General features: G+C 39.5%; 18 protein-coding genes. 6 read left to right on the top strand and 12 right to left on the bottom strand.

Annotated features, from left to right (window positions below):
• Positions 1-42: 42 nt before the first annotated feature.
• Both LCM02_RS08820 and LCM02_RS08815 read right to left on the bottom strand, forming a co-directional pair.
• Positions 43-429, bottom strand: coding sequence for a hypothetical protein (locus LCM02_RS08820; protein ID WP_224928231.1), 387 nt, complete (start codon positions 427-429; stop codon positions 43-45).
• A 4-nt stretch (positions 430-433) separates the two neighbouring features.
• Complete coding sequence (locus tag LCM02_RS08815; RefSeq protein ID WP_224928226.1) at positions 434-844, bottom strand: BrxA/BrxB family bacilliredoxin; 411 nt, start codon at positions 842-844, stop codon at positions 434-436.
• Positions 845-981: 137 nt separating this feature from the next.
• On the opposite strand from LCM02_RS08815, the gene LCM02_RS08810 reads away from it, so the two are divergent.
• On the top strand, positions 982-1,722 hold the full coding sequence (locus LCM02_RS08810; RefSeq protein WP_224928221.1) for a TerB family tellurite resistance protein: 741 nt from the start codon (positions 982-984) through the stop codon (positions 1,720-1,722).
• A 14-nt stretch (positions 1,723-1,736) separates the two neighbouring features.
• On the opposite strand, the gene LCM02_RS08805 is transcribed toward LCM02_RS08810, so the two are convergent.
• Positions 1,737-3,977 (bottom strand): cation:dicarboxylate symporter family transporter, encoded by a 2,241-nt coding sequence (locus LCM02_RS08805; protein ID WP_224928218.1) that lies wholly within the window; start codon positions 3,975-3,977, stop codon positions 1,737-1,739.
• Positions 3,978-4,129: 152 nt separating this feature from the next.
• Here LCM02_RS08805 and thiL point away from each other — a divergent pair, with 152 nt between their 5' ends.
• Positions 4,130-5,179 (top strand): thiamine-phosphate kinase, encoded by a 1,050-nt coding sequence (thiL, locus tag LCM02_RS08800; RefSeq protein WP_224930194.1) that lies wholly within the window; start codon positions 4,130-4,132, stop codon positions 5,177-5,179.
• A 3-nt stretch (positions 5,180-5,182) separates the two neighbouring features.
• Here thiL and LCM02_RS08795 read toward each other — a convergent pair whose 3' ends face one another.
• The 3 genes from LCM02_RS08795 to LCM02_RS08785 are packed head-to-tail and all read right to left on the bottom strand — an operon-like array spanning position 5,183 to position 7,180.
• Positions 5,183-5,695, bottom strand: coding sequence for a DUF4251 domain-containing protein (locus tag LCM02_RS08795; RefSeq protein ID WP_224928215.1), 513 nt, complete (start codon positions 5,693-5,695; stop codon positions 5,183-5,185).
• Between the two features lie 44 nt (positions 5,696-5,739).
• The gene (locus tag LCM02_RS08790; protein WP_224928212.1) at positions 5,740-6,387 is read right to left on the bottom strand and encodes a class I SAM-dependent methyltransferase; all 648 of its coding nucleotides are present in this window, start codon (positions 6,385-6,387) and stop codon (positions 5,740-5,742) included.
• 4 nt (positions 6,388-6,391) lie between these two features.
• A complete protein-coding gene (locus LCM02_RS08785; RefSeq protein WP_224928207.1) occupies positions 6,392-7,180 on the bottom strand; it encodes an alpha/beta fold hydrolase in 789 nt (262 codons plus the stop codon).
• A gap of 52 nt (positions 7,181-7,232) precedes the next feature.
• On the opposite strand from LCM02_RS08785, the gene brnQ reads away from it, so the two are divergent.
• Positions 7,233-8,525, top strand: coding sequence for a branched-chain amino acid transport system II carrier protein (brnQ, locus tag LCM02_RS08780; protein ID WP_224928204.1), 1,293 nt, complete (start codon positions 7,233-7,235; stop codon positions 8,523-8,525).
• A gap of 19 nt (positions 8,526-8,544) precedes the next feature.
• On the opposite strand, the gene LCM02_RS08775 is transcribed toward brnQ, so the two are convergent.
• Positions 8,545-9,837, bottom strand: coding sequence for an aminopeptidase P family protein (locus LCM02_RS08775; protein WP_224928201.1), 1,293 nt, complete (start codon positions 9,835-9,837; stop codon positions 8,545-8,547).
• Between the two features lie 105 nt (positions 9,838-9,942).
• Between LCM02_RS08775 and LCM02_RS08770 the strand changes: the two genes are divergently transcribed.
• Positions 9,943-10,566 carry a DUF6973 domain-containing protein gene (locus LCM02_RS08770; protein WP_224928198.1) on the top strand — a complete coding sequence of 208 codons (624 nt, stop codon included), beginning with the start codon at positions 9,943-9,945 and terminating at the stop codon, positions 10,564-10,566.
• A gap of 19 nt (positions 10,567-10,585) precedes the next feature.
• On the opposite strand, the gene LCM02_RS08765 is transcribed toward LCM02_RS08770, so the two are convergent.
• Positions 10,586-13,810, bottom strand: coding sequence for a WD40/YVTN/BNR-like repeat-containing protein (locus LCM02_RS08765; RefSeq protein ID WP_224928195.1), 3,225 nt, complete (start codon positions 13,808-13,810; stop codon positions 10,586-10,588).
• Between the two features lie 83 nt (positions 13,811-13,893).
• On the opposite strand from LCM02_RS08765, the gene LCM02_RS08760 reads away from it, so the two are divergent.
• Positions 13,894-14,700 carry a TPM domain-containing protein gene (locus tag LCM02_RS08760; RefSeq protein WP_224928191.1) on the top strand — a complete coding sequence of 269 codons (807 nt, stop codon included), beginning with the start codon at positions 13,894-13,896 and terminating at the stop codon, positions 14,698-14,700.
• Between the two features lie 5 nt (positions 14,701-14,705).
• On the opposite strand, the gene LCM02_RS08755 is transcribed toward LCM02_RS08760, so the two are convergent.
• The 3 genes from LCM02_RS08755 to der form a co-directional block, all read right to left on the bottom strand.
• Positions 14,706-15,218, bottom strand: a complete 513-nt coding sequence (locus LCM02_RS08755; RefSeq protein ID WP_224928187.1) for a YciI family protein — start codon at positions 15,216-15,218, stop codon at positions 14,706-14,708.
• Between the two features lie 66 nt (positions 15,219-15,284).
• Complete coding sequence (locus LCM02_RS08750; RefSeq protein WP_224928184.1) at positions 15,285-16,313, bottom strand: class I SAM-dependent methyltransferase; 1,029 nt, start codon at positions 16,311-16,313, stop codon at positions 15,285-15,287.
• Between the two features lie 11 nt (positions 16,314-16,324).
• Positions 16,325-17,629, bottom strand: a complete 1,305-nt coding sequence (der, locus tag LCM02_RS08745) for a ribosome biogenesis GTPase Der (RefSeq protein ID WP_224928182.1) — start codon at positions 17,627-17,629, stop codon at positions 16,325-16,327.
• A 103-nt stretch (positions 17,630-17,732) separates the two neighbouring features.
• Between der and LCM02_RS08740 the strand changes: the two genes are divergently transcribed.
• Positions 17,733-18,251, top strand: a complete 519-nt coding sequence (locus LCM02_RS08740; RefSeq protein WP_224928179.1) for a GTP-binding protein — start codon at positions 17,733-17,735, stop codon at positions 18,249-18,251.
• 98 nt (positions 18,252-18,349) lie between these two features.
• Here LCM02_RS08740 and pyrF read toward each other — a convergent pair whose 3' ends face one another.
• Positions 18,350-19,177, bottom strand: coding sequence for an orotidine-5'-phosphate decarboxylase (gene pyrF / locus LCM02_RS08735; protein ID WP_224928176.1), 828 nt, complete (start codon positions 19,175-19,177; stop codon positions 18,350-18,352).
• Between the last annotated feature and the right edge of the window lie 29 nt (positions 19,178-19,206).

Here is a 19,206-nt window from a genome sequence, read left to right as displayed (position 1 = left end):
CCTCTCGATTAAAAGAGGTTTTATTAAAAGCTTTTATCTAAATTAATTTTCAAAGACTCCTGTACACTTTCCGTCTATACATTCAATACGGCTTGGAGGCATCGCTAAAAAACAATCCGACTGTATGCTGTATTTCAAGTTGTAAGCTTTCTCCAGTTTATTCAATTCTTCGATTTTGGCCAGGAAATCAACTACGTCTATCGAATTTGAGTAGACAATATATTCCCAAAAACCACCACAGGGTTTGGCACCAATTCCCACACTATAGCATCTGTAATCTCCTGTACAAACTGAGGTATCAGCAAGGGTCTTTATTTGAGATTTTAAATTATCGATTTTTTCTTTTTCTATTTCCTGTTTTGTGATTGCATCAGAATCATCACAGTAAATAACGAAAAAGGCCAAAAATGAAAAAAGCAATTTCATCATCCAATTAACAGTATTCTTCGTAAGCTCCTGCCAAGTTCGCAGCAATCATTTCGGCAGATCTTCCTTCAATATGATGTCTTTCAAGCATGTGAACCAATTGTCCGTCTTTAAACAGTGCAATGGAAGGTGAGGAAGGAGGGAAAGGAACCATCATTTCTCTCGCTTTTTGTGTAGATTCTACATCAACTCCTGCAAATACTGTAGTTAAATGATCAGGACTTTTGTCTAATGCCAATGAAGCAATAGTTCCAGGTCTGGCTGTACCCGCTGCACATCCGCATACCGAGTTTACCATGACCAGTGTTGTTCCCTGTTTTTGTAAGGCCTCTTCAACGTCCTTAGCTGAATATAATTCCTGAAACCCTGCATTAACAAGTTCCTGTCGCATAGGTTTTACCAATTCTTCTGGATACATAGTTTTATTTTTTTTTGTTAAATAATTGTGAGTGCAAAGATAAGCATTGCAACGGAAATAATTTTCACAAAATATTAGGTATACAATATGCCGATTGTTTGACCAGAGATGTATATTTGTTTTTCTAATTGATGCATATGGCAAATTTTTCAAAGTGGCTTGGGGCCGGTCTTGGCTGGACGTTTGCCGGACCGATAGGAGGTATTCTTGGATTTGTCTTAGGGAGTTTTGTAGATGAATTTTCTGAGAGTGATCTGATGGACCTCAACAAGAAATCAGGGGGTCAGCAATCAACTCAGTCAGGAGATTTTGAGATCAGTCTTTTGGTGCTTGCCGCCATAGTGATCAAATCGGATGGAAGTGTCGATAAACGAGAGCTTGATTTTGTGAGATCGTCATTTATAGGGATGTATGGAAAAGAAAGGGCTAATCATGCCTTCAAACTCTTTAAGGGGATCATTCAAAATAATAAAATTTCAACCCGGCAGGTTTGCCTGCAGATCAATAGGCACATGAACCATGCCTCCAGGCTTCAGTTACTTCATTTCTTGTTTGGGGTTGCGAAATCCGACGGAATGGTTACCGAAAAGGAGTTAAATAAAATTAATACCATCGCAGGTTACCTGAATATCAATCAATATGATTTCAATTCGATCAAGGCCATGTTCTACAACGAGGTTGACAGCTCGTATAAGATCCTTGAGATTGATAAAACTGCTTCTGATCAAGAAATAAAAGCAGCTTACAGAAAAATGGTAAAGAAATACCACCCGGATAAATTAAGAAATCTTGGTGAAGAGCATGTCAAGGGTGGTGAAGAAAAATTCCGTCAGGTCCAGAAGGCTTATGAACATATTCAAAAGGAACGAGGCTTGTAATATTAGGCAGAGTCTTATTTTACAAAGTCATTCGAAATCGTATCCTTTTTAGAGAATCGTGGCATAATCACGTTGTCAAGAATGCTCCATTTTTTTGCCTTCTCCTGATGAGGATTCCCAAGTATCCATTGATCATATATCTTGTCAAAGGTTCCGTCCTTTTCCCTGAAGTCGATCCATTTGTCGATATATCCTTTCCATACATTATCCTTCGCAACTGGAAATACCAGTGCATTGTTGATGTGATAAGGCAATGGGTTTACAACCTTATATTCCGGGTTGATAACCGTCATGGAGGCGGCTCTTTCCGCACTTGTCAGATGGGCATCAATTTTGATCGAATCTACTCTTATGGAGTCCAATTGCACAGTATCCTTAACCTTCTCTTTTATTTTGTCCAATTCGAAATAGCTTTTTATATCCGGCACGGGATAGGCTCCTCCCTCCGGAAAATAGGAAAGGAATTCATTGGCAATATCCTTTCTTTCAATATAAGATATTGTAAAAGTGTCAAGCTTGGAAGCTGTTTCAAAACTGTTGAAAATTTTGTTATCCTGTTTGGTTAACAAGGCCAGGGAAACATTCAAATAGGGCTTGGACAGTTCAATATCTTCAGCATATCGACTCGATAAGAAAATATCCGACATCACTATATCATAATGATCCTTGTTCATCCCCTCAATGAGTTTTCCAGGATTTATAGGTACAAATTCAAGTTTTACCTCTAGGTCGGATGCCAGTTGATGGGCAAGGTCAATACCATAACCTACCAGTACACTATCCCTGTTGAAAAATGTAAAAGGCCTTGCATCTTCGTAATATCCTACTCTCAATTTCTTTCTCCTTTTTATCCGGCTCAGGGTGTTTTCTCCTCTCCATTTAGGATTTGGGTTCCTTTTTGACCTGTCAAGAAGGACAAATTCCTGCTGGGGGCTTATCAGTTTAAAAGAATTGACAATTTCCAGGTTTGTAGGAATATTTTTCATACTGGTTTCCAATACATACCTCAATCCAATGACCGACAACAAGGTAGATATTCCTATTACAATAAGACTTCTTGCAATTTTTCTTTTCTTAAACTGTAAAAATCCTCCACTAGCAGCTATGGTCAGGAGGGTCAGTGCAATGAGATGAAAAGCACCCAACACAACGCGGATTCGGTCCGTTAGAACGGTTGAAACAACAAACAGCTGAAAGGTCTCCTTTGGTATTTTAAGAAGGTCCAGACTAAAAGGAAGCCCTGTTATTGGGGCAACAAAACTACTTAGAAAAGTAGAACTGAGAAAAACAGGGTAGTCAGAAAGTTCCATGGACTTGCCTGTGAACCAAGCTGCAAAAGGAACAAAAATAAATATCATGAAGGTTCCAAGATTTGGAAACGGGTAGGCCAGAGGCATGATGATATCAACCCGGTCCTGATTCTCCTCGTTGGAATTCTCATCGGCTCTTATGATCTCCTTGATGTTCTCGATTAACTGAGGATAAACCACAATGATCTTTCCAGTAGCAAAAATTGTGATAAGTGTTGAACGCGTTATCTTAAAAATGGTTTTAGCACTGTAAGGAGTAAATATTGAGATAAGGCTGGGCAGAATCAGAAATGTAAAAAGAATCACCGCCAGAAGATAGACAAGCAAATAACCCTGCAATCGGCTTAGATCAGACCAGCTTAAGGTACTGACTACACCTGCAGCAATACTAAAAACACCTAAAGGTGTTATTTTAATGATCATTTTATTGACCTGATTAAGTCCGTCCGTTAGCACATCCAGAGGCTGTAGCAAAGCCTCTTTATTTGGTAGTTTCATCACTCCAAGGCCGATAAATATACTAAACAATACCACTGCAGGTACTACATTGTCGCTCATTGATTCAAATGGATTGGCCGGGATGTAAAGTTTTACAAAATCAAAGGGCACACTTGGCTGAACAAATTCTGAGCTGTAAAAATTCCCGCTGGACCAGGAAGGAAAACTAAAGGGCAGAATAATAAGGTACACGAGCCCCAAACTCAAGAGTAAAAAGAGGAAAATCAATCCATATCGAATTATTTTTTTTCCTGTATCCAAAGAAAGCCTTCCGATGTTCACAATCAGTGAGAACATGATGTATGGCAGAACCGTCATTTGAAGGAGTCCTATAAAAATATCTCCAATGATTCCCATCCATGCAACATCTTCGCCAAAAAACAATCCTGTCAATGTACCTAAAAGCACACCTAACAGGACCTTGGTTGAAAGTGAAAGGTTTTTCATGGAACAGAAGTAATTGTCTTTATTTTTTTAAGATAATTTTCAGGTTAAATGTAGGAATTTTTACAAGACGTAAAAGGGTGTGCCTCATTTTTATTGGGTATTATCTACTCAAAAAGATGATGAAAAATTTAAATATGAATTATCTTTGCCCCATGTTAGAAGATAAGAACCAAACAAGAACACCGCTTTCCGAGCTGGGAGAGTTTAAGTTAATAGATCGCCTTACCAAACATACCAAAATACATCATGACAGTACTGTGAAGGGAGTCGGGGATGACTGTGCGGTTATCGACACAGGCGATCAGCTGAGTCTGGTTACTACAGACCTGCTTGTTGAAGGCGTCCATTTTGACTTGTCATACATGCCTCTTAAGCATTTAGGGTACAAGGCGGTTATGGTAAACCTTTCAGATGTTTATTCCATGAATGGAAATGCAAAGCAGATCACGGTATCGATAGCAGTGTCGAATCGATTCCCGCTAGAGGCATTGGAAGAGTTGTATTCAGGAATTCACCTGGCTTGTAAAACCTATAATGTAGATCTTGTTGGAGGAGATACCACATCTTCAACCAAAGGGCTTCTGATTAGCATTACAGCCTTAGGTCAGGTAGAGAAGAAAAATATTGCTTATCGCAGCGGTGCAGGTTCTAATGACCTGTTGGTAGTAACCGGCGACCTCGGGGCAGCCTATTTAGGGTTACAGGTTCTGGAACGTGAAAAGCAAGTATTTGAAGTCGACCCAAATGCAGAGCACGAACTCGATAATTATACGTATTTGGTAGAGAGACAGTTAAAACCGGAAGCAAGGAAGGATATTGTAAAATTGCTTACTGATCTTGAAGTGGTGCCAACTTCGATGATTGATATTTCTGATGGACTTTCTTCGGAGACCCTTCATTTGTGCAAGGCTTCAAAAAAGGGTTGCCAACTTTATGAAGATAAGATTCCTTTGGATCAGCAGGTAATATCAACTTGCGAGGAATTCAATATTGACAGCACAATGGTTGCTCTTAGCGGGGGGGAGGATTACGAATTGCTTTTTACGGTTAAACAAGAAGATTTCCCTAAGATCAAAGGCAATCCGAATTTAAGTGTTATTGGTCATATGACCGACGAACCTGAATTGATTCAGTTGGTTACAAGGGGAGGGCAGAAAGTGGATATAACTGCCCAGGGATGGAATGCCCTGGACGATAACTAAGGACTATTCTGGTTTGGGTTTTCGAGTATTTCCTTCGTATTTAATACCTGTTCGATAATTACTGTTTACATTCATAATTGTATTTCCGGCTTTAAATACCGTCATATTGAACTGATATCTTTCATTCTTTGAATTCGCGTTAAACTGAACAACAATTTTTTGCTTTTTGTCGTCGTAAGAAACCTTATAATCTTGCATCAGGCCCGAAAATTCTATTCCGCCATTTGTGGTCATGGCGACCCCTCCTGAGGAGGACTGTCCAAAATAAGGAAGGTATATATTGGCGCTGTCTTTTCTTATCCTCATAAAATTGGCATTGGACGTGAGATTGATTCTTCTGCCTTGAAGCGTGGTTGCCCATTCAGCCTGAAAATCATAGGCCTCTCCAGAGATCACTTCTTTCATCTGTTCATATTCTTTTAATGATTTTGCAGCTTTTTTTTCTTTTTTGGTCTGTCCAAAAGAGATTGAGAATACCATAAAGAAAATTAAAGTTAGAGCAGTATATTTTTTCATGATGGGTCGATTTAAATCTATGGTAATTCTTATAAATTTAAGGATTATTTGGAAAAATTGATCACTCTTCCATCCACTTTAACATCTTTAAAATCCAAATTTTTTCTGATCCATTCAAAGGTTTCTTCCATATAAATAAAGACATGGGTGGGGTCGTTTTTGTAATACCAGCTCTCAAAATCTGTTTTTGAATCATAAACATCTGTTTTGCAGATAAGTTTTCCTTGTGGAGCCAGGATATTTTTTAAGCCTTGGAATTCGCGGTAAGGATAAAAAAAATGTTCTATTACTTCGCAACTTACGATAAAATCATATTGTTGGTTTAAGAGTTCCTTGTCATCCAGAAACAAAGGGTCATAACCAAACATTTTATAGCCATCCTCAGCGAGATATTTCATCAGAACCTGATGTTGCCCGCATCCGTAATCAAGGCCCTTGGACCCTTTAGCAGCAAAAGACCTGACCTCTTCAATGACAGGAAGTATAAATTGATAATATCCCTGGTCAAATTCAGGATTCTCATGTAAAAGGTATCGTCCTAACTCATCAGTTTCAGACAAACGCTGATCTTCAGATCTGAAGACGCCATGGCATTCCCTGCACTTATAAAACAGATGTTTTTCATCTTCAAAGAAAATAGTTGATTTTGCAGTGCATAATGGGCAGGTGGAAGATTGTTTTTTATCAGCCATAAGTTTAAGAAACCTTTTTTGAAAACCATTCCGAGAAGGCAGAGGTAAGATCTCGTTCATTTTCAATATGGCTCATATGGCCATCATCAAAAATAACTGCTGTTACGTTTTTGTGGCGGGATTGATCCAATAAGCTTTGATAGTCAAGAGCAGGATCTTTTTTCCCGATTATCATGAGTACAGGAAGGGATTCCTTAGATATGATATTTGTTCTGTCCGGCCTGACCTTCATACCCTCTAAGGAGGCGATGATTCCCTGAGCGGACATTTTGAGAGCCTGATCGGTGATTTCTTTAATTTCACCCAAAAAAACAGTACGGTTTTCTTCTGAAAACAGATTGGGAATCGCCAGCCTTACAAAAGTTTTATAATTCTGTTTGACTGCTGCAATTCCGCGATCCCTGTTAATTTTTTTTTCTTCAGTATCGGCAAGGGCCGTTGAGTTCATCAAACAGAGTCGATCAACACGTTTGGGAATCAATTCAGAAATAGCAAGTGAAATATATCCTCCCATGCTGTGACCTATCAAACTGAACCGTTCTATTCCTAAATGGCTCAACACAAAAATTACCAGTTTAGCCTGATCTTCCATGGAGTGGATATAACCCAGGTTCTGAGTTTTGCCGTGTCCGAGAAGGTCAATACAGATGATCCTGAAATTTTGCTTTAGAGGTAAAGTTACCTTTTCCCACATCGCAGCGTTTTCCAGAAAACCATGCAGAAAAACAAGTGCCTTGCCATGACCAGTATCAGAGTAGTGAACGTTTAAATTTTTATAAAGTATATCTGGCATATCAAAAGAGATCGTTGACTAAATTACTGTATATTTATCAATTTGAAGAAAAATGAACAGTATCAGGGAAAAATTTATCTTCGGTTTTGCCATCTTCGCATCCTTTTTTGGAGCAGGTAATCTGATACTGCCTCCAATGCTGGGTTTTAAGGCAGGTGAAGACTGGGGCTTGGTTGGGGCCGGCTTTCTCCTTTCCGCTACTGTTTTTCCTATGCTGGCCTTATTGGGTTATGCCAGATTACAAGGTACGATGATTGATTTTGGCAGAAAAGTCTCAACGAGGTTTGCTCTTGTATTCAGTGTGGGTATCTACCTGATGATTCCCATACTTCCCTGCCCGAGAACTGCTGCCGTTACACATGAAATAGCTATTAAACCCTATTTTGAAACCAGCCCCTTATTGACGAGTTTCGTATACTTTTCCTTGGTTTTTGTTTTTGTCATTAACAGAGGGAAAGTGATCGAATTTTTGGGAAAGTTTTTAACGCCTGTTATAGGGATGATTTTGCTGACCATTATTATCCTGGGAATTCTTGGTCCAGCCAATACAATGGTGATGAGTAGTTACGAAAAACCAATTATTAAGGGATTTCTCGAAGGGTATCAGACCTATGACGCCATTGCAGGACTTGTAATGGGAGGTGTAATGGTTGTTACCCTTAACAATTCCAGGGTAAAGATGAGCCTTAAGGAGAAACAAATCATGATCGGTCAGTCAGGACTTATAGCTATGGCCGGATTGTTTATAATTTATATTGGTCTGATTTTTATTGGATCCAAGTTGAATGCCGGCTTTGACCCGAATATCAGCAGGACAGCACTTCTTTCGGGTTTAAGCACTCAGATTATGGGAAGAACAGGTACTGCATTTTTAAGTATTTTGGTCGCCTTATCCTGTTTTACAACTGCAGTGAGTATAATAGTTGGGGTAGCGGACTTTTTTAAGGGAATGTTTGGGGATTCTAAAAAGGTCTATGTGGTTTCAGCCGCGCTTTCCTGTGTCACGGGTATCTTAATGGGGCAGTTTGAGGTAAAATTCATTATTGATATTGCCGTTTCGGTGCTGATGTTACTTTATCCTATTTCCATTGTACTGATCCTTCTGAATCTATTGCCGGAAAAATATGCCGGTCATCAGGTATATCGTGTGCTGGTGGTTCTTGCCATAGTTTTTAGCATACCGAATTTTTTGAGCAGCTTTCTTTCCGAGGAATCCCTAAATTCACTTTATATCATAATTCCATTATCCAGGGATGGACTAGGCTGGGTCATGCCATGTATATTGGCCTTTATCTTGATGAATTTGATTTCTAAGACGAGCAAGAAAGCAAACACCCAAAATTGATTTTACCTGTTGGCAATCCTTAACCTTGCATCAGCTTTTCGATGTCTTCGATTTCAATAGGGATGTTAGCCATTAAATTAATGGGTTCTCCGGATTCCTGTATAACATAATCATCCTCGAGCCTGATCCCCAGATTTTCATCAGGAATATAGATCCCGGGTTCAACCGTAAACACCATTCCGGGCTCCATGGGTTCGGTCAATATACCATAGTCATGCGTGTCAAGGCCCATATGGTGCGAAGTGCCATGCATAAAATACTTTTTATATGCCGGCCAGTCTGGATCTTCCTTATCAACATCTTCCTGACTGATAAGGCCAAGGTTTAAAAGCTCTTTGGTCATTAATTTTCCCACCTCCACATGATAATCTGCCCATATGGTTCCAGGAACCAGTAATTTTGCTGCCTCGTTCTTTACTCTTAAAACCGCATTATATACTTCCTTTTGCCTTTCCGAAAATTTTCCTGAAACCGGAATACAACGTGTCATATCACTTGAATAATTTGCATATTCCGCACCTACATCCATTAAAACCATGTCACCATCCTTACATTCCTGGTTGTTTTCAATATAATGCAATACACAGGCATTGTATCCTGATCCGATAATCGGAGTATAAGCAAATCCTGCAGATCTGTTTCTGATGAATTCATGGATGTATTCCGCTTCTATTTCATATTCCATAACACCCGGTTTCATAAAACCAAGAACTCTTCGAAATCCCTTTTCGGTGATATCACAGGCATTTTGTATCATTTCGATTTCCAGAGGCTCCTTAACCGACCTCAGCCTTTGCATAATTGGCTGACACCTTTTGTAGTTATGAGCAGGATATTTTTCCTTTATCCATTTTATAAATCGTGCATCCCTAGTTTCAGTTTCAACGCTGGCACGGTAGTGTTCATTTGTATTGACATAAACCGTTTCTGCCTGAGTCATTAACTCAAATAATACCTTTTCAAGGTCTTGCAACCAGTAAACTTTTGAAATCCCGGATGTTGTAAAAGCCTTATCTTTATCGAGTTTTTCGCCTTCCCAGACCGCGATATGATCGTTGGTCTCCCTTAAAAACAAAATCTCTCTGTTTTCCTCTTTTGGGCAATCGGGAAAGATCACAAGTACACTCTCTTCCTGATCCACTCCTGATAAATAAAAAATATCCCTTTGCTGAGCAAAAGGCAGGGTACTGTCAGCACTTATGGGATAAATATCATTGGAATTGAATATAGCCATGGAATTTGGCTCCATTTTTTCAACAAATTTTTTTCTGTTTTTTATAAATAGCTGGTTATCGATAGGAAGGTACTTCATCAGATTCTATTTTTAATGAGTTTCATATCAAAAGTAGCGATTTTAGTCAGAATTCCGTGGTGTTTGTAAAAATAAAACGATCTTCGTTTTTCAATTTTAGTAGTTGTGTTAAAGGGAGGAATTATACTTGTTTTTGGATTGTTTTTGAGTTTTGGTTCAGTGGCTCAGAAAAGGAATGGATTCTCGTCATTGAGCGGGCCAGAGAAGTGGTGGGTCATCGGTCATCCGTTCAAGGCAAAAAGGGCCCTGAGCATATCTTTGAGAACGATTGAGGTGAGAGATTCCATAAAAAGAACCGGAATCATTGGCACAGACGATAACGGTGGCAATCTGGATGCATTCAAGCACACACTTTGGATGGCAGCATTGACCCATAAAATAGGACCAAATTCTTCCCTCAAACTTGGGAAGGCCCATGAAAAAGGGAACTACAAATCTTATTTAAAAGGTGATCCTGAAGATGGGATTTTACCTGATAAAGTGGCTTCCGATATGGATTTGTACAATAACCGGCAAGGAATAAGAATTGCCCGTAACAATCCTGATGCGAATGAAACTGAACTTATTACCATCATTCTCAATGAACTGCGAACGGGAACTTTAAGGGTCATCAAAAAAGAAGGAGGAATATTTCTTAACTGTGACGGAAAGCCTATTGCCAAGGAGGATTTAATTGGTACCTGGGAAAACGACAAATGTCTTGTTCCCTCAAATTATTCGAAACCTTAAATAGAGCTGCCTATTAAATTTACTCCAGGGTATCGTAATCTTTGAAAACACTGATCTTGGCATTTTCAACCTCATTTCTATATGTTGTCCACTGTTTCCTGTAAAAATCATTGATGCGTTCAATGACCGGATCTAACTTCTTTTCAGCATTTTCGATCAGCTGTTTTTCTGTAATACCCGGGTAGCTCATCAAATTCCATACATAATTTATTGCATTGTTCAGATAGGAAATATTTGAAGGTTTTTCAGGTGATGTAATTCCCTGCCGTTTATCCTCTTTGCCAAGAACATCATCGATCAGAAGGTCAATGGATCTTTGAATACTGTCGCTGGATTTTATAAGATCCTTGAATTGGCCTCCATCCGTTTTCTTTACCTGCATTTTTATTCCTGAAGCTGTTTTTTTTGATTCTTTCAGTCTTTCTACGGCTCTGAAGGAGAGATCTCTTATTGCATAAAGAGATTGAAGCAACTCGTATTTTTGAACCAAAATATCCTGGGTTATTTCAATTCTTGGGTCATAGGCCACCTCGATTTGAGTAGAATCTGATTGTCCACGATAACTCATTTTAAGGGTATAGGTACCTGGAACAACATAAGCCCCGGCGGGATCATTTTTCGTATTAACCTCTTTTCTTGATGGTGAGAAGACACCTTTTTCCCTTAGATCCCAATACGTTCTGTGAATCCCGCTTTCTTTTGGAATTTTTGGTTTCAGAGTCCTGATTAATTTCTGATCGGAATTCAAAATCTCTAGAATCAGGCTATCTTTGGCTGATTCCTTCATTTCTTCAGAATCATCGTTAGTATCGGAGCTGTTGGAATTATCATTGCTGCCGGAGTCATTGGAATTTTCATCTTTTTTTATGGAATAGCTTATCATGGCCCCGCTTTTTCTGTTTTCTCCGTTAAAGATGGCATTGCCGGCAAACCTTGTACCATTCGCCTGCTGATATTTCGCTAAATAGGCTTTTGGAGGGTCAAAAATCGTTATAGGCCTTTCAAAAAGGCCTGTTCCCTCCGAGGCCAACTGACGAAGTGGACGTATATCGTCTATGATGAAAAATGACCTTCCAAATGTGGCAATGGCAAGGTCGTGTTCTGTAGGATGGATTATCATGTCCATAGTAGGCGTACTTGGATAATTCTCAGTCCATTTATTCCAGTTTTTGCCTTCATCCAGGCTTAGATATAATCCGTATTCGGTTCCCAGAAAAAGAAGGTTTTTATTCACCGGGTCCTGAACCATAGATAAGCTATAGCCAAACTCTTCACTCTTCCCCTGTACCAGATTTTGCCATGTTTTTCCATAGTCTCTTGTCCTAAGTAAATAAGGTTTGAAATCAAAATTCCGATAATTATTCATTACAACATAGGCTTCACCTTTGTTGAATTTCGACGTTTTTATTTGTGCAATCCAGCCATCTTTTGGGATGCCGGCAGCGGAAGGGCTGATATCGGTCCATGAATTTCCTCCATCTCTGGTCAATTGAACCCGGCCATCGTCGGTTCCAACCCATAATTCATCTTTCACCAGTGTACTTGGGCTAATTACTAAAATACTGCAATAATTCTCGGCCCCTGTGGCATCCATGGTCAATCCGCCACTATCGTATTGTTTTTGTTTTTCCGGGTCATTTGTTGTCAGATCAGGGGAGATAATTTCCCATTCATGGCCTTTATTTGAAGATTTATGTACGAACTGACTTCCAAAATAAATTGTTTTTTGATCAAACGGATCTATGGCAATTGCTGAATTCCAGTTAAATCTGAGTTTTATTTCCGGGTTGGGATGGACCGGCCTGATCGATTTGGCAGCCCCTGTTTCTCTGTCATATCGACTCACGTAACCCTGTTGTGACATTCCGTAGCCAAATCTTGTATTTTGTGGATCCGGTATCACATCAAAACCATCCCCGAACAGAATCTCCTGCCAGTAAGAATTTCTTATGCCTTGAGACCGAAGCGCATATGAAGGGCCTACCCAGCTTCCGTTGTCCTGCATTCCGCCATAAACATTATAGGGGAATTCGTTATCAATATTAATATGATAAAACTGCCCCACCGGAAGATTTTCCACAAATCTCCAGGTCTTTCCTTTATCTTTTGTAATATTTAATCCGCCGTCATTACCATCAATCATAAAATCAGGGTTCTCAGGATGTATCCACCAGGCATGATGGTCAGGGTGAATTCCCGAGTTACTGTTATAAGCCGGCATCAACTGCTTAAAACTTTGTCCTCCGTCAATGCTGTAGTTTACATAAGTAAAAATGGTATAAATACGATGTTCATTCTGAGGATCGACAAAAATATCAGAATAGTAAAATGGTCTGTTTCCTATTCCGCTGCTTCCTTCGGAAGTGTTACTGTTGATGAGTTTCCATTTGAAACCGCCATCATCTGATCTGTACAGACCATTTTTTTTAGACTCTATAAGGGCATAGACCACCTTTGGGTTACTCCTGGAAATTGCGAGTCCGATTCTTCCCAGGTCACCTTTTGGAAGACCGTCCTTATCCGTTTTTCGAGTCCAGTTTTCACCTCCGTCAAAACTAATGTACAATCCAGACCCTTTTCCGCCTGACTGAAAAGTATATGGTTTTCTCCTGTGTTCCCACATGGCGGCAATGAGTTTATTTGGGTTATTAGCATCCACCACGAGGTCAGCGGCTCCGGTTTTATTGTTGACAAAAAGAATCTTCTTCCAGGTTTTACCTCCATCTCTGGTTTTAAAAACACCTCTTTCCGGATGTTCACCCCAGGGAGACCCTATAGCAGCCACATATACAATATCAGGATTGTCCCTATCTACAATTATTCGATGAATATTTCTTGTTTTTTCCAGTCCCATCAAACTCCAGGTCACCCCGCCATCGAGGCTTTTGTAAATTCCATATCCTCCATTAGAACTATTCCTTGGATTTCCTTCTCCGGTTCCAACCCATATGACGTCAGGATTACTCTGTTGTATACAAATGGCTCCAATCGACTGTAAGTTTTCTTTGTCAAAAACCGGAGTCCAGTCAATTCCTTCGCTTTCGGACTTCCACACACCACCCGATGCCGATCCTGTATAAATTATATTGGGTTGGTTATTTACCACATCAATTGCGGTTATTCTCCCGCTCATACCGGCGGGCCCAATTGCTCTTGGATTTATACCTTTCAATTTTTGGACATCAAATTCTTGAGAATAACATAAGTTGCTGATAATAAGAAAAATAAATATAATTTTTTTCATATAATAATTGTTAGTACCCCTGGATGGCATTGCCGGTTTTTTGGTATATTGCATGTCAATATTACGAAGAACTTTTCATTAGAATGCAAACCAGAGTCATTAAATATTTTAGCCTGTTCATTTTTTTCTTTTTTGGTACTGTCCAAATATTTTGGGCTCAGGACTATTTACCGGATGTACCTAAAAATCAGACAAGTGTTTATGATCAGGCTCAAATGATGAGTAGTTCAGAAGCTAAGTCCCTTGAAAGAAAACTTATCAATTACAGTGATACCACTTCAACTCAGATCGTGGTCATCACCATCAATTCACTTGAAGGGAACGATATTGCCTTGTACGCCACTGAACTGGCCCACAAATGGGGTATAGGCCAAAAAGGGAAGGATAACGGAATTGTTTTGCTGGTGTCAAAAACCGATCGGAAAATGACGATCAGGACAGGTTACGGAGTTGAACATTTACTTACTGATGCGCTTTCGAAAAGGATCATTGAAAACATTATTACCCCAGAGTTTAAAAGAGGGAATTTTTACAAAGGACTGGATGAGGGAACTGACGCCATTATAACAATTATGAGAGGTGAATATCAAGGTGAAAGGCAATATGAGGAACCCAAAGGTAAATTTTCAGCATTTATAATAGTCATTATTTTTATTATCATCATGATAATACTTTCCAGAAGGAACCGAGGGGGTGGCAGAAACAGAGGAAGAAGATCCGGTGGATTTTCTTTACTTGATGCTATCATTCTTAGCAACGCAGGACGTGGTGGATTTGGCAGCCGAGGTGGATTTGGCGGAGGTTCTGGCGGAGGCTTTGGAGGCGGAGGCTTCGGTGGCGGTTTTGGAGGCGGAGGCTTTGGCGGTGGCGGAGCCAGTGGGGGCTGGTAATCCCGTTAAATATCTTTTTTTGCCAGTGTTGGATGTATTTTATTGATCCCCATTAAAGCTGCTGATCCATACCATTCTTTTAATTCCATAACAAGAACGCCTTCTTTTATTGAGGGATCAGTTGCTGTCAGTGCCCTGGCTTCTTCAATGGATTCAACATCAAAAATGTAAATTCCCCTGAGATCCTTGTTTCCAAAAAAAGGGCCTGCCAACACCAGTTTACCATCCTTGGCAAGTTTGTTGATATTATCCAGATGAGCCCTCTGAAGAATGCTCCTCTTTGCTGAATCGAGGCTTTTATTAGGACCTCTTTTTAAAAATGCAATGACATACTTTTTCATGCCGTATTCATCGGCTCCATACAAAGCGGCAGTTATAGAATCATATTCGGATATTACTTCAAGTTTCTTTTGATTTTCGTTTGATTCTTTTGTTTTATCCTGTATCCTACTCTGGCAATTCAGGAATAGTATTGAACAAGCCAGTGTTATGAACAGTCTCAAATCGAAATGTTTCATGATCAAAAAATTATTGTAAGAACTCAAAGATAATAAATACCACTTTATTCGTTTCGAGTTAGTTTATCACGTTTTTTTTTGATAAACGGCACAAAGAAATTCGCCTCTTTTACCACAGATAACTTTTTCATCACTCATCACTGATTTTAAGGCCACTGAGAGTTTTCTCACAGGAATCCAAAGCGCGTCAATTTTTTTAAGTGAATCTTTTATCCTTGAATTAGAACCAGATTTGCTCTTTCGAAGCAGTTTTCCGTCCTTATCCAGAATTGCAGCTCGTTTTCTTTGGCGCGCCCGCTGAATGTCATAAATCGTTGGTTTTTTCGCGTAGAACTCACTGAAATCAACGAATGAGGTAGAAAGATTCAATTGGTTACCTATACGTTCCATCGAGTTTTCACTCAACCACCAATGATGAACCGGGGGTGATTCTGTATCATAAATAACAGAATCCGGAGCTATTGATCTGTTAGGGGTTGTCACAATAATAAAGCCCGAATCATTTATAAGTTCTGAAATAGCCTTGATAAACTGAACGGGTAAGTTGACATGTTCTATCACCTCTGTGAGTATGGCAACGTCATATTGGCCCTTGTGACTTTTGGCATGATCAAAAAGATCCGCATCAAGATAAAGATTCCCAAAATTTTCTCTTGCTTTCTTTACTGCCTTGCTCGAGACATCCATTCCATGAATATCATATCCTTCCCTTTTCAAAGCGTAAGTCAGGTAGCCAAGGCCACTTCCAATCTCAAGTATTTTAACCTTTGATCTTTCGCTGACGATCCTTGACAATGCTTTTTTAACCGCCCAGTAAGCTTCATTGGACCTTGCAAGATAGTCCAATGGATCCTTTTTGTTTTTTATATTTGAAAAATATCTCCAATACCTGCTGTATCCGGGAACATTCTTTCCATTCATATAGATCGAATCATATATTTCCGAGGCATCCACCCTTGGCAGGCTAAAGGAAGTATTGCACTCCTGACAATGATATATTTTAAATGTTGTCCCCTGTTTATAGCCCTGTAATTTTTCATCTTTCAAGGTTGCTACGGCATCGCAGATATCGCAATGAATATTCCCTGGAATCATAATCTTCGAATTTATTTTTTTCGCATGTAAATAATAACGGGAACACCTGTAAAATTGTAAAGCTCCCTGAGCTTGTTTTCAAGAAAACGTTTATAGGGATCTTTTACATATTGTGGCAAATTGGCAAAAAAGGCGAACTGCGGGGTTGGGGTTGGCAATTGCATGCAATATTTGATTTTGATATACTTCCCTTTGTAAGCTGGCGGAGGGTTATGCTGAATAATTTCCAGCATGGCCTCATTCAGTTTACTTGTCGGAATTTTTTGTTTTCGGTTATTATAAACTTCCACAGCTGTTTCAATGGCCTTAAATATTCTTTGTTTGGTTAAAGCTGATATAAAAACTATTGGAACATCCGTAAAAGGAGCCGTTTCTTTCCTGATTCTTTCTTCGAACTGCTTGGTGGTATAATTATCTTTTTCAACCAGATCCCATTTGTTGACCAGTATGACGATACCTTTTTTATTTTTCTCAGCCAGCCAGAAGATATTTTGATCCTGTCCTTCAAACCCTCTCGTGGCATCAATTACAAGGATACATACGTCACTGTATTCAATGGCGCGAACCGAACGCATAACGGAATAGAATTCCAGATCATCCTTTACTTTGGACTTCTTTCTGATCCCTGCCGTATCCACTAAATTAAAATCAAACCCAAATCTGTTGTATTTGGTATCGTTCGAATCCCTCGTTGTTCCTGCTATATCAGTTACGATATAACGATCTTCCCCAATTAAAGCATTGATAAACGAAGACTTTCCGGCATTGGGCCTACCCACTACCGCAAACCTCGGCAAGTCATCTTCAATTTTATCCTCTTTTTCCGGAAGAGCTTCCACGACGGCATCAAGCAATTCTCCTGTTCCGCTCCCATTTGTACTGGCGATGGTATAATAATCACCGAGTCCTAAGGAATAAAATTCTACCGCATCTGCAGCCCTTTTTGAGTTGTCAACTTTATTAACTGCCAAAAACACCGGTTTTTTAACTTGTCTCAACAACTGTGCAACCTCTTCATCCATACCGGTAACCCCACTTTCCACATCTACCATAAAAATGATGGCGTCCGCTTCGTCTATGGCCAGTTCTACCTGCTTATCAATTTCAGCCTCGAAAATATCGTCACTTCCTACCACATAACCTCCTGTATCAATCACTGAAAACTCTCTTCCGTTCCAGTCCGTTTTTCCGTAATGCCTGTCTCTGGTCACACCACTAACAGCATCGACAATTGCCTCTCTTCTTTGGATCAATCGATTAAAGAGAGTTGATTTGCCCACATTTGGCCTTCCGACAATTGCAACAATGTTTCCCATGTTTTCTTAATGAAATCGCTGCAAAGATAAGCTTATAAACTTGAATCGTAAAACTCAGGCTGAGATAAGAAAAAAAGTATATATTTACTTTAAAACCCTACCAATGAACAATCCCATTCATGATGATGAAATAAACAGGATTCTTTTAAAGCCAAGATTCAGGATAGAATTAGATTCCTCTATGGAGGAGGTAATTCAGCGATTCCGGGACAAGCTGTCCGAAGAGAACTGTATTTATGGAAGCAAGATTGTTGATCATCATATCGTTATAGACGTCCCTTCAAATGAGGAGCATTTCTGGTCTCCACAGCTTCACGTGGAGGTAGAGAGTGAGAAGGAGAAAACCATAGTGAAGGGAATCCTGGGGCCTAAACCAAAAATCTGGACTTTTTTCATCTTTTTACACTTTGCCGTTGCAGTAACTTTTTTCGTTTTTTTTGTTATTTTTTATTCAAGGTGGAGCCTGGACCAGGACTATGAATTTTCTTTGGTCATGTGTTTACTTATGCCTGTATTATGGGTGGTTCTTTACTTTTTCGGCCAGTTGGGCAAGAAATTTGGTTATAAGCAAATGGTAGGGCTTCACAATTTTTTGATCAAGGCATTGCGAGATTCGAAATAAGAGACTGGAAGCAGGTATTTTGAATTAAGAAAACCTAATTAACCAGCTCGGAACCGTTTTTAAATGCTTTGTTAAATATCCTGTAGTAGATACTATTTTCAGTTGAACCTTTTCTCAAGAATTATTTGCATTTCTGACTGTAATTCTTTTGCTTTTTCTCTTGACTTTGATGCAAAGTCCATTTCAGAAGAAGCATAGATGATACCCCTGGAAGAATTGATCAAAAGGCCAATATCTTGATTCAACCCGAACTTACACACGCTTTGTAGATCTCCACCCTGGGCACCAACCCCGGGGACAAGCAAAAAGTGATCGGGAACAATTTTCCTGATTCTTTGAAAGTATTCCGGCCTTGTAGCACCAACAACATACATCAGCTGTTCACTGTTTTTCCATCCCAATGAGGTCTCCAGAACATTTTCATAAAGGGTACTGCCATTTTTATCCTTGTTCACCTGGAAATCCAGGCCTCCCTTATTCGAAGTCAGCGCAAGCATGATCGTGAATTTATTTTCAAAAGCCAGAAAGGGTTCAACGGAATCGCTGCCCATGTAAGGAGCAACCGTAACTGAGTCAAATTCCATGTCCTCAAAAAAAGCCTTGGCGTAGCGGGTCGAAGTATTTCCAATGTCTCCTCTTTTAGCGTCGGCAATGGTAAAGACTGACGGATAGTTTTGGTTTAAATAATCAATTGTTTTTGAAAGGCTTTCCCATCCTTTTAATCCGTATGCTTCATAAAAAGCAGTGTTGGGTTTATAAGCGACCGCCAGGTCATGCGTGGCATCAATAATAGCTTTATTGAATTCAAATATTGGGTCCTCAGTATCGAGTAAATGAGAGGGTATTTTATCGATATCAACATCAAGGCCTATACATAGAAATGATTTTTTAGCTTGGATCTGATAAATAAGCTCTTTTTTCGTCATTTTTTTGAAAATTGATTGCAGCAAAAGTA

Origin of the sequence: Lutimonas saemankumensis (genome assembly GCF_020171465.1) — a bacterium.
GTDB lineage: Bacteria > Bacteroidota > Bacteroidia > Flavobacteriales > Flavobacteriaceae > Lutimonas > Lutimonas saemankumensis.
The sequence above is the reverse complement of the archived record's forward strand: the minus strand, read 5'-3'. Positions and strand labels throughout refer to the sequence as shown.

What these genes read in the sequence shown, in the direction of transcription:
- LCM02_RS08755 (WP_224928187.1), bottom strand. Translation starts at nt 15,218, where the DNA reads ATGAAACATTTCGATTTGAGACTGTTCATAACACTGGCTTGTTCAATA.
- LCM02_RS08785 (WP_224928207.1), bottom strand. Translation starts at nt 7,180, where the DNA reads ATGCCAGATATACTTTATAAAAATTTAAACGTTCACTACTCTGATACT.
- LCM02_RS08750 (WP_224928184.1), bottom strand. Translation starts at nt 16,313, where the DNA reads ATGATTCCAGGGAATATTCATTGCGATATCTGCGATGCCGTAGCAACC.
- LCM02_RS08765 (WP_224928195.1), bottom strand. Translation starts at nt 13,810, where the DNA reads ATGAAAAAAATTATATTTATTTTTCTTATTATCAGCAACTTATGTTAT.
- LCM02_RS08810 (WP_224928221.1), top strand. Translation starts at nt 982, where the DNA reads ATGGCAAATTTTTCAAAGTGGCTTGGGGCCGGTCTTGGCTGGACGTTT.
- pyrF (WP_224928176.1), bottom strand. Translation starts at nt 19,177, where the DNA reads ATGACGAAAAAAGAGCTTATTTATCAGATCCAAGCTAAAAAATCATTT.
- LCM02_RS08775 (WP_224928201.1), bottom strand. Translation starts at nt 9,837, where the DNA reads ATGAAGTACCTTCCTATCGATAACCAGCTATTTATAAAAAACAGAAAA.
- LCM02_RS08815 (WP_224928226.1), bottom strand. Translation starts at nt 844, where the DNA reads ATGTATCCAGAAGAATTGGTAAAACCTATGCGACAGGAACTTGTTAAT.
- LCM02_RS08760 (WP_224928191.1), top strand. Translation starts at nt 13,894, where the DNA reads ATGCAAACCAGAGTCATTAAATATTTTAGCCTGTTCATTTTTTTCTTT.
- LCM02_RS08820 (WP_224928231.1), bottom strand. Translation starts at nt 429, where the DNA reads ATGATGAAATTGCTTTTTTCATTTTTGGCCTTTTTCGTTATTTACTGT.
- der (WP_224928182.1), bottom strand. Translation starts at nt 17,629, where the DNA reads ATGGGAAACATTGTTGCAATTGTCGGAAGGCCAAATGTGGGCAAATCA.
- LCM02_RS08790 (WP_224928212.1), bottom strand. Translation starts at nt 6,387, where the DNA reads ATGGCTGATAAAAAACAATCTTCCACCTGCCCATTATGCACTGCAAAA.
- LCM02_RS08795 (WP_224928215.1), bottom strand. Translation starts at nt 5,695, where the DNA reads ATGAAAAAATATACTGCTCTAACTTTAATTTTCTTTATGGTATTCTCA.
- LCM02_RS08740 (WP_224928179.1), top strand. Translation starts at nt 17,733, where the DNA reads ATGAACAATCCCATTCATGATGATGAAATAAACAGGATTCTTTTAAAG.
- LCM02_RS08805 (WP_224928218.1), bottom strand. Translation starts at nt 3,977, where the DNA reads ATGAAAAACCTTTCACTTTCAACCAAGGTCCTGTTAGGTGTGCTTTTA.
- brnQ (WP_224928204.1), top strand. Translation starts at nt 7,233, where the DNA reads ATGAACAGTATCAGGGAAAAATTTATCTTCGGTTTTGCCATCTTCGCA.
- thiL (WP_224930194.1), top strand. Translation starts at nt 4,130, where the DNA reads ATGTTAGAAGATAAGAACCAAACAAGAACACCGCTTTCCGAGCTGGGA.